This is a genomic window from Micromonospora sp. CA-248260 (assembly GCF_050942205.1).
GTDB classification, from domain to species: domain Bacteria; phylum Actinomycetota; class Actinomycetes; order Mycobacteriales; family Micromonosporaceae; genus Micromonospora; species Micromonospora antibiotica.
The window spans coordinates 5,696,446-5,711,920 of the sequence record NZ_CP192021.1 but is presented as its reverse complement, the minus strand read 5'-3'; the positions used below and the strand labels follow the sequence as shown (position 1 = coordinate 5,711,920).

16 protein-coding genes and 1 pseudogene are annotated in these 15,475 nt (G+C 71.8%); 8 read left to right on the top strand and 9 right to left on the bottom strand.

Going from position 1 to position 15,475, the window contains the following annotated elements:
• Positions 1 to 2: 2 nt before the first annotated feature.
• On the bottom strand, positions 3 to 1,403 hold the full coding sequence (locus ACQP2H_RS24580) for an alpha,alpha-trehalose-phosphate synthase (UDP-forming) (protein ID WP_208570450.1): 1,401 nt from the start codon (positions 1,401 to 1,403) through the stop codon (positions 3 to 5).
• 325 nt (positions 1,404 to 1,728) lie between these two features.
• On the opposite strand from ACQP2H_RS24580, the gene ettA reads away from it, so the two are divergent.
• From ettA to ACQP2H_RS24560, 4 genes are all read left to right on the top strand, one after another.
• Entirely contained in the window at positions 1,729 to 3,405 is a 1,677-nt protein-coding gene (gene ettA / locus ACQP2H_RS24575; protein WP_219464347.1) for an energy-dependent translational throttle protein EttA, read from the top strand.
• Between the two features lie 2 nt (positions 3,406 to 3,407).
• Positions 3,408 to 3,854, top strand: coding sequence for an acyl-CoA thioesterase (locus tag ACQP2H_RS24570; protein WP_208570452.1), 447 nt, complete (start codon positions 3,408 to 3,410; stop codon positions 3,852 to 3,854).
• Positions 3,827 to 4,546, top strand: coding sequence for a hypothetical protein (locus ACQP2H_RS24565; protein ID WP_219464346.1), 720 nt, complete (start codon positions 3,827 to 3,829; stop codon positions 4,544 to 4,546). The genes ACQP2H_RS24570 and ACQP2H_RS24565 overlap by 28 nt, the downstream gene beginning before the upstream one ends.
• A gap of 131 nt (positions 4,547 to 4,677) precedes the next feature.
• A complete protein-coding gene (locus tag ACQP2H_RS24560; protein ID WP_208570454.1) occupies positions 4,678 to 5,259 on the top strand; it encodes a YbjN domain-containing protein in 582 nt (193 codons plus the stop codon).
• A gap of 32 nt (positions 5,260 to 5,291) precedes the next feature.
• Here ACQP2H_RS24560 and ACQP2H_RS24555 read toward each other — a convergent pair whose 3' ends face one another.
• The 3 genes and pseudogenes from ACQP2H_RS24555 to ACQP2H_RS24545 form a co-directional block, all read right to left on the bottom strand.
• A complete protein-coding gene (locus ACQP2H_RS24555) occupies positions 5,292 to 5,714 on the bottom strand; it encodes a globin (protein ID WP_357534907.1) in 423 nt (140 codons plus the stop codon).
• Positions 5,715 to 5,765: 51 nt separating this feature from the next.
• On the bottom strand, positions 5,766 to 7,133 hold the full coding sequence (locus tag ACQP2H_RS24550; RefSeq protein WP_208570456.1) for an MFS transporter: 1,368 nt from the start codon (positions 7,131 to 7,133) through the stop codon (positions 5,766 to 5,768).
• A 502-nt stretch (positions 7,134 to 7,635) separates the two neighbouring features.
• Positions 7,636 to 8,703, bottom strand: a pseudogene (locus ACQP2H_RS24545) (mechanosensitive ion channel family protein); the annotation flags it as partial.
• 276 nt (positions 8,704 to 8,979) lie between these two features.
• On the opposite strand from ACQP2H_RS24545, the gene ACQP2H_RS24540 reads away from it, so the two are divergent.
• On the top strand, positions 8,980 to 9,525 hold the full coding sequence (locus tag ACQP2H_RS24540) for an HNH endonuclease (protein WP_208570457.1): 546 nt from the start codon (positions 8,980 to 8,982) through the stop codon (positions 9,523 to 9,525).
• 18 nt (positions 9,526 to 9,543) lie between these two features.
• On the opposite strand, the gene ACQP2H_RS24535 is transcribed toward ACQP2H_RS24540, so the two are convergent.
• The 3 genes from ACQP2H_RS24535 to ACQP2H_RS24525 form a co-directional block, all read right to left on the bottom strand.
• A complete protein-coding gene (locus ACQP2H_RS24535) occupies positions 9,544 to 10,389 on the bottom strand; it encodes a class F sortase (protein WP_433233665.1) in 846 nt (281 codons plus the stop codon).
• A gap of 57 nt (positions 10,390 to 10,446) precedes the next feature.
• A complete protein-coding gene (locus ACQP2H_RS24530; RefSeq protein ID WP_255597709.1) occupies positions 10,447 to 10,971 on the bottom strand; it encodes a hypothetical protein in 525 nt (174 codons plus the stop codon).
• Positions 10,972 to 11,058: 87 nt separating this feature from the next.
• On the bottom strand, positions 11,059 to 11,520 hold the full coding sequence (locus tag ACQP2H_RS24525; RefSeq protein WP_208570459.1) for an Lrp/AsnC family transcriptional regulator: 462 nt from the start codon (positions 11,518 to 11,520) through the stop codon (positions 11,059 to 11,061).
• Positions 11,521 to 11,665: 145 nt separating this feature from the next.
• Between ACQP2H_RS24525 and ACQP2H_RS24520 the strand changes: the two genes are divergently transcribed.
• Positions 11,666 to 12,568: a tryptophan 2,3-dioxygenase gene (locus ACQP2H_RS24520; RefSeq protein ID WP_219464344.1), complete on the top strand. Its 903-nt coding sequence runs from the start codon at positions 11,666 to 11,668 to the stop codon at positions 12,566 to 12,568.
• Positions 12,569 to 12,665: 97 nt separating this feature from the next.
• Here the strand turns inward: ACQP2H_RS24520 and ACQP2H_RS24515 are convergent, their stop codons facing one another.
• Positions 12,666 to 13,553 carry an alpha/beta hydrolase gene (locus ACQP2H_RS24515; RefSeq protein WP_374197578.1) on the bottom strand — a complete coding sequence of 296 codons (888 nt, stop codon included), beginning with the start codon at positions 13,551 to 13,553 and terminating at the stop codon, positions 12,666 to 12,668.
• Positions 13,554 to 14,006: 453 nt separating this feature from the next.
• Between ACQP2H_RS24515 and ctaJ the strand changes: the two genes are divergently transcribed.
• Complete coding sequence (gene ctaJ / locus ACQP2H_RS24510; RefSeq protein WP_433229041.1) at positions 14,007 to 14,309, top strand: aa3-type cytochrome oxidase subunit CtaJ; 303 nt, start codon at positions 14,007 to 14,009, stop codon at positions 14,307 to 14,309.
• Complete coding sequence (locus ACQP2H_RS24505) at positions 14,296 to 14,709, top strand: DUF5130 family protein (protein ID WP_145921345.1); 414 nt, start codon at positions 14,296 to 14,298, stop codon at positions 14,707 to 14,709. Before ctaJ ends, ACQP2H_RS24505 begins: the two co-directional genes overlap by 14 nt.
• Positions 14,710 to 14,849: 140 nt before the next feature.
• On the opposite strand, the gene ACQP2H_RS24500 is transcribed toward ACQP2H_RS24505, so the two are convergent.
• Complete coding sequence (locus tag ACQP2H_RS24500) at positions 14,850 to 15,413, bottom strand: Uma2 family endonuclease (protein WP_219464340.1); 564 nt, start codon at positions 15,411 to 15,413, stop codon at positions 14,850 to 14,852.
• Between the last annotated feature and the right edge of the window lie 62 nt (positions 15,414 to 15,475).

The following is a 15,475-nucleotide window of genomic DNA, read 5'->3' as shown; positions in this document are numbered from 1 at the left end:
GTTCACTCGGCCTCCGTTCCCGGTGCGCCCAACTCGGTCAGAAAGGACTTCGCCCAGTGCCCCACATCGTGGGTGCGCAGATGACGTTGCATGATCCGCATGCGTCTGCGGGCCTCCGGCTTCTCTACGTGTACAGCCCGCAGGAGGGCGTCCTTGACGGCGTCGGGGTCGTGCGGGTTGCACAGGAACGCCTGACGCAGCTCGGTGGCCGCGCCGGCGAATTCGCTGAGCACGAGCGCACCGCCCTGGTCGGCGCGCGATGCGACGTACTCCTTGGCCACCAGGTTCATTCCGTCTCGCAGCGGGGTCACCATCATCACGTCGGCCGCGACGTACATCGCGGCCAGTTCGGAGCGACTGTACGACTGATGCAGGTAATGCACCGCAGGCACGCCGACCCTGCCGAATTCGCCATTAATCCGACCAACCTCGCGTTCCACCTTGACCCGAAGTGCCTGGTAGTGCTCCACGCGCTCGCGGCTGGGCGTGGCGACCTGCACCATAACCGCGTCCGGAACTGTCAACTTTCCGTCAGAGAGGAGTTCCCGGAAGGCCTTGAGACGGAGTTCGATGCCCTTGGTGTAGTCGAGCCGGTCGACGCCCAGGATGATCGTCTTCGGGTTGCCCAACTCCTCGCGGATCTGCTTGGCGCGGGCCTGGATCGCCGGGTCCTCGGCCAGCCGCTCCATCTCCTTGGTCTCGATGGAGATCGGGAAGGCGCCCGCCTTCACCTGCCGCCCGTCGACCTGGATCATCTGGCCCTCGTAGCGCAGCCCGAGCAGGTGCCGGGCCAGCCGGACGAAGTTCTGTGCCGCCAACCGCTGCTGGAAACCGACCAGGTCGCTGCCGAGCAGACCGCGCAGGATCTCGGTGCGGAACGGCATCTGCATGAACAGCTCGATCGGCGGGAACGGGATGTGCAGGAAGAAGCCGATCTTGAGATCCGGCCGCAGCTCGCGCAGCATCGCCGGGACCAGCTGGAGCTGGTAGTCCTGCACCCAGACCGTCGCGCCCTCGGCCGCGACGTCCGCCGCCGCCTCCGCGAACCGGGCGTTCACCAGCCGGTACGCCTCCCGCCAGCGACGCTTGTAGGCGGGGGTCTCGACCGCGTCGTGATAGAGCGGCCAGATGGTCGCGTTGGACTGGCCCTCGTAGTAGCGTTCCAACTCCTCGGCGCTCAACGGCACCGGATGCAGGCGGATGCCCTCCAGGTCGAACGGCTCCGGGGCGGCGCCGGTGCCACCGGCCCAGCCCACCCAGGTGCCCCGGTGCTCGGCCAGGACGGGGTGCAGCGCGGTCACCAGCCCACCCGGGCTGCGTCGCCACTGCCGCCCCTCGGGTGTGCTCACCTCGTCGACCGGCAGTCGGTTGGCCACAACGACAAAGGAGCTACGGACGGTCACGATCGGCCACCTCCGGGTGCTGACGGGTCCACCGCGATGAGCGTACTGAGCGTAGCTGCGGCATCTGGGACCCCGTGCCGGAGTTACCTACCCTTCCCACGCCCGCTGAACCCGTACCGTGATCTTGTCAACATCACCAGCTCAGCGGTAGCGAAAGTGACGTGGACCCGACCTGGCGGGGTGATGTGGGCGCGGCGGGCCGTACCTGTCAGGATTGACGGTGGCGTGCGCGTGGCCGGCCCCCGGCCGGCGGCGGCGGGCGAAGTCGCAGCCCGCGCCGCGCCGCCGTCCAAGGCGACAGCAATCGACGGAGGTAGCCCGCACCGTGGCCCAGTTCATCTACGTCCTGGAAAAGGCGCGCAAGGCGCACGGCGACAAGGTCGTGCTCGACAACGTGACGCTGAACTTCCTGCCGGGGGCCAAGATCGGTGTGGTCGGCCCGAACGGCGCCGGTAAGTCCAGCCTGCTGAAGATCATGGCAGGGCTCGACAAGCCGAGTAACGGCGAGGCCCGGCTGATGCCCGGCTACACCGTCGGCATGCTCGCCCAGGAGCCCCCGCTCAACGACAGCAAGACCGTGCTCGGCAACGTCGAGGAGGCGGTCGCCGAGACCAAGGCCAAGCTGGACCGGTTCAACGCCATCGCCGAGCAGATGGCCACCGACTACTCCGACGAGCTGATGGAGGAGATGGGCCGGCTCCAGGAGGAGCTGGACCACCTCGACGCCTGGGACGTCGACTCCAAGCTCGAACTGGCCATGGACGCGCTGCGCTGCCCGCCGCCGGACGCCGACGTCACCCAGCTCTCCGGTGGGGAGCGTCGCCGGGTCGCCCTGTGCAAGCTGCTGCTGGAGGCCCCCGACCTGCTGCTGCTCGACGAGCCCACCAACCACCTCGACGCGGAGAGCGTCTCCTGGTTGGAACAGCACCTGGCCAAGTACGCGGGCACCGTCATGGCGATCACCCACGACCGGTACTTCCTCGACAACGTGGCCAACTGGATCCTGGAGCTCGACCGCGGCCGGACCTACCCGTACGAGGGCAACTACTCCACCTACCTGGAGAAGAAGGCCGCCCGGCTGGCCGTCGAGGGTCGCCGCGACGCCAAGATGAAGAAGCGGCTCACCGAGGAACTGGAGTGGGTCCGCTCCAACGCCAAGGCCCGGCAGACCAAGTCCAAGGCCCGCCTGGACCGCTACGACGAGATGGCCAGCGAGGCGGAGAAGACCCGTAAGCTGGACTTCGAGGAGATCCAGATCCCGCCGGGCCCGCGCCTGGGCAGCACGGTGATCGAGGCCAACCACCTCAGCAAGGGCTTCGGCGACCGGCTGCTGATCGACGACCTGTCCTTCTCGCTGCCGCGCAACGGCATCGTCGGCATCATCGGCCCGAACGGCGTCGGCAAGACCACCCTGTTCAAGACGATCGTCGGGCTGGAGCAGCCGACCGACGGCGAGGTCCGGGTGGGCCCCACCGTCTCCCTGTCGTACGTCGACCAGAACCGGCAGGGCCTCGACGGCGACAAGACGGTCTGGGAGGTCGTCTCCGACGGGCTCGACTACCTGATGGTGGGCAAGGTCGAGATGCCGTCCCGGGCGTACATCGCCGCCTTCGGGTTCAAGGGGCCCGACCAGCAGAAGCCGACCAAGGTGCTCTCCGGTGGCGAGCGCAACCGGCTCAACCTGGCGCTCACCCTCAAGATCGGCGGCAACGTCATCCTGCTCGACGAGCCGACCAACGACCTGGACGTCGAGACGCTGTCCAGCCTGGAGAACGCGCTGCTGGAGTTCCCCGGGTGCGCCGTGGTCATCTCCCACGACCGGATGTTCCTCGACCGGGTCGCCACCCACATCCTGGCCTGGGAGGGCGACGACGAGAACCCGTCGAAGTGGTTCTGGTTCGAGGGCAACTTCGACGCGTACGAGAAGAACAAGATCGACCGGCTCGGCGCCGAGGCGGCCCGCCCGCACCGGGTGACCTACCGCAAGCTGACCCGCGACTGAGCATGGCGGACCGTTTCGTCTACCACTGCACCCTGCGCTGGTCCGACCTGGACGCGTACGGCCACGTCAACAACTCGCGCTTCCTCACCCTGTACGAGGAGGCGCGGGTGGCGTTGATGTTCGCCGGCGGCAAGGCGTGGGGGGTCGGCTCGTTCGCCGACGGGGTCGTCATCCGCCGGCACGAGGTCGACTACCTGCGCCCGGTCGACTACGCGCTCGGTCGGGCCACCGCCCAGGCCGCGCCGACCGTCCGGATCGAACTGTGGGTGGAGCGCATCCGGGCCGCCTCGTTCACCGTCGCCTACGAGCTGTACGACGGTGAGGTGCTGGCCAGCACCGCCCGCTCGGTGCTGGTCCCGTTCGACCTGGTCGAGAAGCGACCCCGGCGGATCAGCGACGACGAACGGGCCTTCCTGGAGTCGTGGGCGCTGACCGACGGGGCGGCGTGAACGGCGGGTCCACCGTCCGGCCCGGGCACGGGCTGGCCGGTGCCGCCGACGCGGGAGCCTTCCTGGCCCGGCTGGTGCGCCTCGACCCGGCCACGGTGGTCCGGTTACGCCCGCTGCCCGACGTCGGCCGTACCGCCCTCTGGGCCCGGTTGCCGTGGGACGTGCTGGTGGTCCGGACGGTGGCCGGCCTGGCCCCCGCCGACGTGACCGTGGTGGCGGCCGAGTTGCTGGCCCGGTTGGCGGCGGCCGACGCCGCGTTGCCTCCCGGCCGCGACGACCGGTGGCGCTGGCCGTTGCCGCCGGGGGCGAGTCGACCGGTCGAGGTGTTGCCCGCGGCCGGGTTGCGGCGGATCGCCGAAGCCGCGGCCGGCACCCTGCGCACGGCCGCCGCCGAGGGGGTACGCGGCCGAGCGGTGGGGCAGCGGGTGCTGCGCGACGCGTTGCTCGACCATGTCGCGGTGACCGTCACGCCGGACGCCGACCCCACCGAGCCGGTGGAGGTGACCCAGCGGTTGGTGCAGGGTGTGGTCCGGATGGGCTTCCTCGGCCCGGCCGAGGTGACCGGGGCGCAGGAGGTCCAGGTGCGGGTGGCGGGCCGGTGGGTCGGCCTGGTGGGACCATATGGAGCCGCCTGGTCGCGGAAAGTTTCGGATCTCGCAATTCGTCCGGCGCGGGATCAGCCGAAAGTATGACCCCGGCTCATTCTTCCGGGTTGGTGCTGCCGTTGGGGGGGTGTCTCAACCCGGCTGTCCGGGTACCGTCCATCCTCGGATCCAACGCACCGTAGGCGATTGGATCCGCTGGGGAGTGAGGTGCGCGAGCGATGCCGTGGTGGTCATGGCGCCCTGGTCCCGCCGCTGGCGGCGACACGGAAACTCGAAGCGGGATCTCGGTGGACAGCCCCCGGGTGGGGCCACCGGCTCCCCGCCAACCGGCGGAGGACTGCCCCAACACCGAGCGGCCCGTGGTGACCGACCGACCCGTCTCCGTGGCACCGGTCACCCTGGCCCGGGTGTGCGACGCACTCGACCTGCTCGACGTGCGTTACCTCGCCGACGGCGACGGCAACCTGCTGGCCATGTGGGAGCGGCACGCGGTGCTGGTCACCCTCGAAGGCCCGGAGGACGAGATCCTGGTGATGCGGGCCCGTCCGCACGCGACCGTCCCGCCGGACTGGGCCGACCGGGCCTACCGGGTGGTCAACGAGTGGAACCACACCCGCCGGTTCTGCAAGGCCTACATCGGTGACCCGACCGAGCGCGGCCAGTTGCCCATCTACGCCGAGTTGCAGGTGCCGCTCGGCGCCGGGGCGCACGACGCGCTGCTGGTGGAGATGCTGGACTGCGGGGCGGCCGTGGCCACCACCTTCGTCGACTGGCTGCACGACGAGGGTGCCCTGCTCTGACGGGCGACCGGAGGACCCGCCCCCCCGTCGGTTCACCGGGCGGCCGGGTCCTCCATCACGTTGACCATGAAGTAGGCCGACCGCTCCAGGTAGTCCCAGAGCGTGGCGGCGAGCTCCGGTGGCAGCGCCAACTCGTCCACCGCCCGGCGCATGTGGCTCAGCCACGCGTCCCGCTCGGCCGCCCCGATCCGGAACGGTGCGTGCCGCATCCGCAGCCGGGGATGCCCCCGCTGGGCGGAGTAGGTGTTCGGGCCGCCCCAGTACTGCATCAGGAACAGGGTCATCCGCTCGGCAGCCGGCCCGAGGTCGCCCTCCGGGTACATGGGACGCAGCAGCGGGTCGGCGGCGATACCGGCATAGAACCTGTCGACCAGCCTGCGGAAGGTGGGCTCACCACCGACCGCGTCGAAGAGGGTCGCCTGCGGAACGGGCCGGGATTCGCCTGCGGAGGTCACCCTCTCATCCTGCCAGGTGTGCCGGTGCCACGGCCGCCGCCCGCCGGCCGATCACGTCACAGCGTGCCGTTGGGGGGCCCGCTCCCCGGGCCGTGTCGCCGTGCTGTCGGGCCGGTCCTCGGCGGGCCTGCCGGTGCCGGCGTTGGCCCGGTCGGCGGCGTTCACGGCGGCGTCGACCGTCGTGCGGTCCGGCCAGTGCAACGCGGTGAACAGCATCAGCACCACCCCGGCGGCGCTCCACACCCCGACCACCACCGGGACCGAGAAACGGTCGGCGAGCAGGCCGGTGGCGAGCACCGCACCGCCCTGGATCACCTGGATCCCGGTCGCCATCACGCCGAACGCGCGGGCCCGGTAGCCGTTGGGCAGGGCCCGCACGAACAGGCCGTTCGCGGTCGGGATCAGCCCGGCGACCGCGAAGCCGCAGGCCGCCGCGAGCAGGGCGACCACCACCGGCGGAGGATTCAGCAGCGCCGGCACCAGCGCCAACGGGGCGAGCACCGCCAGCGGGCGCATCAGGGCGAGCCGGCCGCCGGGTGACACCAACCGCCCCACCAGCAACCCGCCGACGATGTAGCCGACCGGGTTGGCCGCCATGATGACGGCCTGGGCGGCACCGGAGTTCAGGCCGTTGCCGGAGCGCTCCCCGGCCCAGGCCGCGGCCAGTCCCTCCGGCACGATCGAGAAGAGCATCGCGCTGAACACCAGCAGGCTGATCGCCCGCAGGACGGGGGTGCCGAACACGATCCGGAAGCCCTCACCGGTCTCCCGCAGCAGATGGGTCCGGTGGGCCGCGCTCAGTGCGGGCTCACGGTCCCGTACGCCGAACTGGACGATCAGGGCCGACAGGCCGAACGTGGCCGCGTTGAGCAGCAGCGCCGCTGTCGGACTGACCGCGGCGACCGCCGCGCCGGCCAGATAACCGACCACCTGCGCGGCCTGGCCGGCGCTGGCGTTGAGCGACAGCCCGAGCACCAGGCGGTCGCCGGTGAGGATCGCCGGCAGCAGCGCCGACCGGGCCGCCTGGCCGGGTGGATTGGCCAGGGTGGCGGCGAAGAGCAGAGCCAGGATCGCCCAGACCGGCAGACCGGGCAGCACGATCAGGGCGGTCAGTACCATCCGGATCACGTCGCAGGTCACCATCACCTGCCGGTGCCGGTAGCGTTCGGCGAGGGCGGCGAGCAGCGGACCACCGACCAGCCAGGGCAGGTAGCTGACCGCGAACGCGGCGGCGGAGAGGGCGACTGACCGGCTCTCCTGGTAGACCAGCACGGTGACCGCGGCCTTGGCGACGTAGTCGCCGACCCAGGACAGGATGCTGGCGGTGAAGACCGCTCGGAACTCGGCCCGCCCGAACACCTCACGGAAGGTGGCCGGTTGGTCCGGGGCCGGTCGATCGTCGGACACCGTCGCCTCCATCGGGCCCCGGCACCGGCCACTTGTGATGGCCCGGCGGGGCCCCGTCGTCAGATTCGCGGATCAGCGATGACGTGATCACGCTCCCGGGAACGCGTGCACCGGATTCTGCCCGATCGTCTGACAACTGACTAGGGCGAACGGATTGATCGTCGCATCCCCGACTGAACGAACGGACGATACCCGAGGGGCCGGCCGGTAGGCGAGCCCCGACTTTCGGGCCGGTGTGCACGGTGGTGCCGACCGGGTGGAGGTGTGTCCACCAGGGGCGGAGCCCACGATCCGCCCCGTCGGGCAGGTGCCGCGAGACCTGCCCGACCGGTCGACCGGCACTGTGGACCCCGACCCTGATCCGGTCCGGGCCCGCCGGACGGCTTCCCGGTGGTCGTCAGGTCCGGTCGCCGGACCCGGTGCCGCCGGACCCGGCCGGACCGGTGGTGGTGGGTGCTGCCGGGCCGGTGGTGGTGGGTGCTGCCGGGCCGGTGCCGGCCGGCCCGGAGCCGGCGGGGGTCGCCGGGAAGGTGGTCGTGCCCATCGGGGGCAGTCCCGGATAGAGCCGGGCGGCGGCGATCCGCGCGGTGATGCCCGAGTTCTCCAGCGCCTCGGCGAGTCGGCGGCGCAACTCCCGGCCCACCGCGAACTGCCCCTCCGCAGTGGTCTTGACCACCGTACGGAGCACCGCACCGTCGACCGTGACCTGTTCCACCCCGAGCACCTCGGGCGGCTCGACGATCTCCGGGGCCAGGTCCGGGTCCATCGCGACCGAGGCGGCGGCCGTGCGCAGGACCGCGTTGGCCTCCTCGGTGCCGGCGAACCCGATCGGCAGGTCGATCACGACCAGCGCCCAGCCCTGACTCTTGTTGCCCACCCGGATGATCTCGCCGTTGCGGATGTACCAGAGCACCCCGCGCCCGTCGCGGACCGTGGTGACCCGCAGCCCCACCGACTCGACCACCCCGGTCGCCTCGCCCAGGTCGACCGTGTCACCGACGCCGTACTGGTCCTCGATGAGCATGAACAGCCCGGCGATCAGGTCCTTCACCAAACTCTGCGCGCCGAAGCCGAGGGCCACCCCGGCGATGCCGGCGCTGGCCAGCAGTGGGGCCAGGTCGAAGCTGAACTCGCGCAGGATCATCAGTAGGGCGATGCCGAAGACGAAGGCGGTGACCATGCTGCGCAGCACCGAACCGATCGCCTCGGCCCGTTGGCGACGCCGTTCGGGGACGAACTCGGTCGGATCGAGCGCGGCCGTCGGCACCCGCTCCCGCAGGGGACGCAGCAACGTGGGCACCGACCCGTGCGCGGTGGTACGGACCAGCCGGTCGATCGTCCGGTGCAGCGCCCAGCGGGCCACGAACGCCAGCAGCAGGATCAGCACCACCCGCAGCGGCTTGAGCAGGATCCAGTAGCTGCCCTCGGCGAACCAGGCCGACCCGGTCAGCCGGTACAGGTATTCGCAGGAGGTGCTGCCCAGACAGTCGGCACCCGAGCCGCTCCCGGCCCCCGGGCTGCCACTCGGCGCCGGGCTCGGTGCGGCGGACGGGACGACGGTCGACAGGCTGAGGGCGCTCACCCTGTCTTAGTACCGCAGCGGGTGCGGCGGCCGACGGCCGGCCCACCGGGGAGTCCCGGCCCATGATCGTACGACGTCGAACCGGACATCTTCCTACACCGTGCGGAGGGTTCCGCGGGTACCCCGGATTAGTGCGTGCATTACGGGGTCCGATCAGGGACGATTGGCGTCAACGGACGACGGTGATCCCGCCGGAGTCGGTCGTGGCCCTCGGCTGCCCGGGGGTCGACCGGCGCAGCCAGCGGTGGGAGCGGCTGGACCGGGAGGGTGAGCACGATGCCTGACATACGACCCACGGTGGGCTCCGGCGCGCTGGTTCTCAACGCCACCTACGAGCCGCTGTGCGTCGTGTCCGTGCGTCGGGCCGCGATCCTGGTGCTCACCGCCAAGGCTGTCTGTGTCGCCGACGGCGACGGCATCCTGCACAGCGCCCACGACGCGTTACCGGTCCCCTCGGTGGTGCGGCTGACCCGTTTCGTCCGGGTGCCCTACCGCACCCACGTGGGGCTGTCCCGCCGGGCCATCTTCGCCCGCGACGGTGGCCGGTGTGCCTACTGCCGAGGGCCGGCCGAGACCATCGACCACGTCTTCCCGCGTAGCCGGGGTGGTCGGCACGCGTGGGAGAACGTGGTCGCCGCGTGCGCCCGGTGCAACCACACCAAGGGCGACAAGACCCCCGCCGAGCTGGGCTGGCGGCTGCACAGCCTGCCGGCGGCACCGAAGGGCAACGCCTGGCGGGTGCTCGGCCACCGCGCGCCGGACCCCCGCTGGGCGGACTGGCTGGACCTGCGCGACCCGCTGCGCGAGGCCGAGGCCGCCTGACCGGGGTTGCCCGACCGGTCAGTGGGCCCGGACCAGGGTGGCATAGACCACGACGTTGTCGGCGTAGCCCGTCGCGCCGCCGACCCAGCGGCCACCGCAGGTGATCAACCGCAGGTTGGGGCGGCTGAAGTCGCCGAATATCTGGTCGGTCGGCAACCGTTCCTTGCCGTACCGCTGCACCTCGTCGACCGTGAAGACGGCCACCTGACGGTCGGCGCGGGTCACCTCGATCTCGTCACCGTCGCGTAGTTCCTTCAACCCGTGGAAGACCGCCGGCCCGGTGGTGGTGTCCACGTGCCCGACGATCACCGCCGGGCCGTACTGGCCGGGGGTGGGGCCCTGGTCGTACCAGCCGGCCTCCTGGGCGCGGGTGGCGTCCGGGACGGCGATGCTGCCGTCCGCGGCGATGCCGACCTGGTGTACGGGGGCGCGCAGGTCGAGCCGGGAGATGGCGATCTGCGTCGGAGGGCTCCCCGACAGCACGGGGAACTTCTTCGGTGGTGGACGCAGGCCGGCGATGAACCGGTCCGGCAGGACACTCAGTCCGGTGACCCGTTCCACCCCGAGCATCGTCACGATCAGCAGCATCACGGCGGCGATCGCCAGCACCGGAAGGCCCGGCCCGGTGCCGGCGAACCGGCCGCCGAACGCCGGTTGCCGGGGCACCGGGCGTACCGGACCGGTCTGGGTGACCGGGTCGGCGGTGGTCACGCTGGCGGAGAACGCCTGCCCGGCCACCCGGCGGAAGCGGACGGCCACCCGGCGGAGGCGGCGTGCGGTCCGGCAGGCGCGGGCGGCGGCCCGGCCGGCGGCCCGGCGGCAGCGGGTGGCGGCCCGCCCGGTCCGCCGGGCCGCCGCCCGCATCCGGTTGCCGCTCGGCCGGGGCCGACGGTGACGGGTACGGGCCATGGCGGCGGGCGGTCAGGAACCCGGCCGGGTCCGCCGACGGTTGCCGCCGAAGACGCCGAGCCCGGCGACCACGGCGACCACGGCCAGCCCGCCGACCAGCAGCAGCGAACCGGCACCCCGGTCGCCCGCCATGCCACCGCCGCCGGTCGCCGGACCCTTGCTCGGCTGCGCCATGTTCAGCACGGTCAGCATGGTGGAGGCGGTGTTGCCGTTGGCGCACCGCAGGTCGACCGGGTAGTCGCCGGCCTGCTTGTTGCCCGGGATGGTGACCGCACCGGTGAGGAAGCCGTTGCCGGGGCGCAGCACCACCCGCCCGAAGGCGTCCGAGTGCACGGTGGCCTGCTGGTTGTTGGCGTTGTCGCAGTTGGCCCGGACGGTGACCCGGGTGCCGGCCTGCGCGCTGTTCGGCGTGACCTCGACGAAGGTGTTCTCGCCGGCCCGCGCCGCTGGGGCCGCCATCAGGACGAATGCCCCGACCAGGGCGAACATCGTGAGTACGGCGTGGATGGCACGACGGTGCAGAGTGAGCCCCCGCATGATTCCCCCCTCCCGGCGACGATTCGCCGGAATCCTGCGACGGGTGTGCGGACCTGCATTCCCGCTGGCCCGGGGGCAAACCCGGACTCAGGCCCGCCCGGGGGCGGGGGTGGGCGGCAGCGGGGTGACCGGATGCCACTGCAACGGGCTGGACAGCACCATCGTGCTGGAGGGCTGCCCGTACGGGGCGAGTCGGTCGATGACCGCCTCGAACTGCCCGATCGAGCCGGCGGCGACCTTGAGCACGCTGCACGCATCCCCGGTGATCCGGTGGATCTCCTGGATCTCCGGCCAGTCGACGACCTGCGGGTCGTGCAGGATGCAGCGCGAGCCGTAACAGGACATCCGGATCAGCGCCACCACCGGTCGGCCGGCGCGGGCCAGGTCGACATGGGCGTGGTAGCCGGTGATCACGCCGGACTCCTCCAGTCGCCGGACCCGCTCGGCGACCGCAGGTGGGGACAGGTGCACCCGCCGGGACAACTCGCTGTACGACAGCCGCGCGTCGGCCTGCAACTCGCGCAGCAGGGCCCAGTCCATCTCGTCCACGCACCGACCTTATCTTCGGCAGGCTGATCCGCCGAAGTGCCTTTCGTTCGTGAAGTGGAAGTCGCTCAGCTCCGTCAAAGCGGCATTCCACCGCCCCGGCCCGTCGGGAGATCATGTCGGACAAGGCATCGGAGGAGGCGAGACGGTGGAACAGACGGACCTGCGGGCGCGCGCCACCACCCCGGCGGTGCGCCCGGTCACCCCGCAGCAGCGCAGCGCCCGGGCCGCCCGCAACGGCGGCGAACCCACCCTGGAGTTCGCCGACCGGGTGCCCTACGACGCGTACGTGCACGCCAGCACCCTGCACACCCTCCAGCAGCCGCTGAGCAGCGACCCGGGGGAGATGTCCTTCCTGATGGTCAGCCAGATCATGGAGCTGTACTTCGGGCTGACCTGCCACGAGCTACGCCAGGCCCGGGACGACCTGCGGGCCGACCGGGTCTGGCCGGCGCTCGCCCCGCTGCGCCGCGCCGCCCTGCACCTGGAAGGGCTCAACGCCGCCTGGCGCGGACTGCGCTGGATGACCCCGGCCGACTTCAACCGGTTCCGCAACCTGCTCGGTGAGGGCTCCGGTTTCCAGTCCGCGATGTACCGCCAGCTGGAGTTCCTGCTCGGGCTGCGCGAACCGGCGCTGATCCGCCCCTTCCGCCGGCAGACCCAGGTCTACGACGAACTGCACGCCGCGCTGGCCGAGCCGAGCCTCTGGGACGAGGTGGTCGCCCTGCTCGGCCGGCACGGTCACGACCTGCCCGCCGAGCTGCTCGACCGGGACGTCGCCGACGAGCACCTGCCGCATCCCCGGGTCGAGGCGGCCTGGGTGGCGGTCTACGACGACGACGGCCCGGACAACCACCTGCGGCAGCTCGGCGACGCGCTGGCCGACGTGGCCGAGCAGTTCGGCGACTGGCGCTGGAACCACGTCAAGGCCGTGCAGCGCACCATGGGCGCCAAGGTGGGCAGCGGCGGGTCGGCCGGGCTGGCCTGGTTGCAGCGCAGTATGTCCCGGGTGGTCTTCCCCGAACTGTGGTCGGCCCGCACCGCGATGTGACCCCGGCGGCCCGCGCTCGCGGCGGGCCACGGCACCGCGTCCGGTCCACGGGCCGGCCCCGCCGCCGGGCGGGGCGACGGGACCGGCCGGTGTGCGGTCAGGAGTGCGGGCAGGTGTCCCGGTACTCCTGGATCGCGCTGCCCCGGGGCGCCGGGCAGAGGAACTGCTCGTAGCGGGTGTCGTCGTCGACGAACCGCTTCAGCCAGGAGATGCTGTACTTCGCCACGGTGACGTTGGGCGAGGTCGGCGCGGAGTGACCGGCCGCGTTCAACTCCAGGTACGCCTTGTCCAGGCTCGCCGGCAGGCTGGTGTAGAACGGCTCCGAGTGCGAGGCCACCGGGGCGGTCGAGTCGTTCTCCGCGCCGATCACCAGCGTCGGCACCCGTACCGACGACCAGTTCTTGACCGTGTGCCAGCCGGTGAGCGGGATGGCGGCCTGCAACGCGGGCCGGGTGTTCGCCGCCGACAGGCTGCCGCCGCCGCCCATCGAGTGCCCCATCACCGCGAGTCGGGTGCGGTCGATCCGGGTCCGCACCGCGCTGCTGCCGGTCAGGTAGTCCAACGCGGCGAGCAGCTGGGTGCCCCGGGAGGCCGGCTGGTCGTACACGGAGAGGGTGTCGATGGTGATCACCACGAAGCCCTGCGAGGCCAGCCGGGGGCCGAGCCAGGCGACGCTGGACTGGCTGGCGGTATAACCGGGGGAGATCGCCACCGCGCCGAAGGTGCCCTCGGCGGTGCTGGTCGGGTAGTAGATCGTGCCACCCCGGAACCCGCTCACGGCGGACGCCGCGACGGTGCTCTGGGCGATGGCGAACGGGCCCCGGGTGGCCTCGATGCTGGCCGTCGTCGGGGCGGGGCCCCGCTCGTAGGGATTGGCGGCGACCGCTGCGACCGTCCGGCTGTCGACGGGTGCGGCGGTCGCGGCGGGTGCGGCGACCGCGCTGCCGCCGACCAGGGCGAGCGCGAGCAGCGGGCGGGTGACCAGTCGGGGCCAGGGCCGGCGGGACCGGGACCGGGGCCGGGCGGGGTGGGCGTGGAGGGCGGGCACGGGTTGCACGGGGGCTCCCTGCGGGTGGGTGGACCGGAATCGATCGAAAACGTCCGATCGGTACGGGCCATCCTCCGGGTCCCGGCACCGAGACCGGCAATCCCGGCCGGGTCATGTCAGACGGAATATGGGGCGCACGCCACACCCGTGCCGGTCGTGTCGTCCCGGCGCGATCGGGTGCCGAACCGGCAGGATGGGACCGGTTCGACCCGACTCGTCGCCATCGCGGGGCCGCTGGAACACTGGAGTGACAGATGGGATCGGCACCCCGCAGGCTCGCGGGGCGTCGGCTCCGCTAACGTGAATGGCAGCGGAGTCGGGAGCCCGTTGTCACGATCGTCCACCCGACCCGGAAGCTCTGGTCTCTCTTACCGCCTGGGGGCGTTGGGATTGTCTGTCACTGACACGTTGCTGATCTTCGTCGGCATCCCGGCGGCGGTGGTGCTGGTGATCGTCGGGCTGGTCTTCGCCGCCAACCACGGCAGCGCCGGCGGCGCCAAGCGCTACCGGCCGGGCCGACGCTTCGACTTCACGCCGGTCTGGTTCCTGGGCCGCCCGGAGCAGTTGGCCGACTCGGCCGGCACCGCCCTGGCCGCCGGCGCCCAGGCACCGGCGCTGACCAGCCACAAGCAGCAGCAGGCCGGCATCGAGGCGCCGGCCGGTGGAACCGGAGGCGCAAGTGACCGTTGGTGAGCAGGTCGACCAGGCCGGTACGGGCACCCCGCCCGAGGTGCTGGACGGGCCGTTCTCGACCCGGCAACTGCTGCGCATCGACGAGGCGCTGCGCCTGGCCGACCAGGGCAGCGGCCTGGTCTTCTCGGTCTATGTCGGAGGTCTCGACGAGCCGGTCCGGGAGCACGCCGAGCGGCTGCACCGGCAGCTCGCCGAGCCGGACAGGTCGGTGCTGATCGCCGTGTCGCCCAACCAGCGCCAGCTGGAGGTCGTCACCGGCCGGTACGCCCGCAAGCGCATCCCCGACACGTACGTCAAGCTGGCCGCGCTGTCCATGGTGGCGTCCTTCGGCGGCGGTGACCTGGCCGGCGGCATCATCCAGGGCCTCGACCAGCTCGCCAGCCACGCCGGTCGGGCCTGAGCCCGCCCGCAACCCGCTGACCCGTCCGGAGCCCGGCCCGCAGCACGCGGACCGGGCTCCGGCACATCCGGGTGCTCCCGGTAGTCCAGCTTCCGCTGACCGGATCCGGTCCGGTCAGCGGCCTGCTGCGTGGACAGCGCTCAGCGGGGCCAGCCTGAGGGATCGAGTCGCATCGGCCACGGCTCGTCGACCGGCACCGGCTCGTCCGGGCCGACCGTGCCGAGCAGGTTGTAGTGCACCCCCTTGACCAGGGTGTACCGGTAGACGACCGGACCGAAGTCGCCCCGCTCGACCCGCCAGTAGGCGGGAATGCCGGACTCCGCATAGAGCGCGGGTTTGGTCAGCCGGTCGTGGCGGCGGCTGTTGGGCGATTCCACCTCGACGACCAAAGCGACGTCCGCGGGGTCGGCCCACATCCGGTCCCGGGGGGTGCCCGGCCTGAGCACGGTGACGTCCGGGATGAGGTTGCCGGCCGGCACCCGAACCCCGATCTCCCGGATCACCCGCCAGCCGGTGGGCGCGCTCTGCCGCAGCGCCATCCGGATGTCGTCGGCGAGTTCGTGATGGTACGGCCCGGCCGGAGGGGTCACGTGCAGACTCCCGTCGATGATCTCGTAGCGGTTACCGTCCTCGGGCAGGTCGAACAGGTCCTGTTCGCGCCAGTCCCGCCCGGGTGGCCGCCACTCGTACGTCGGCTGTGCCATCACGTCCACCTCCTCGACACACGATAACGGCCGGGGTCGGCGTGGGCTGCCACCCGCGCCGG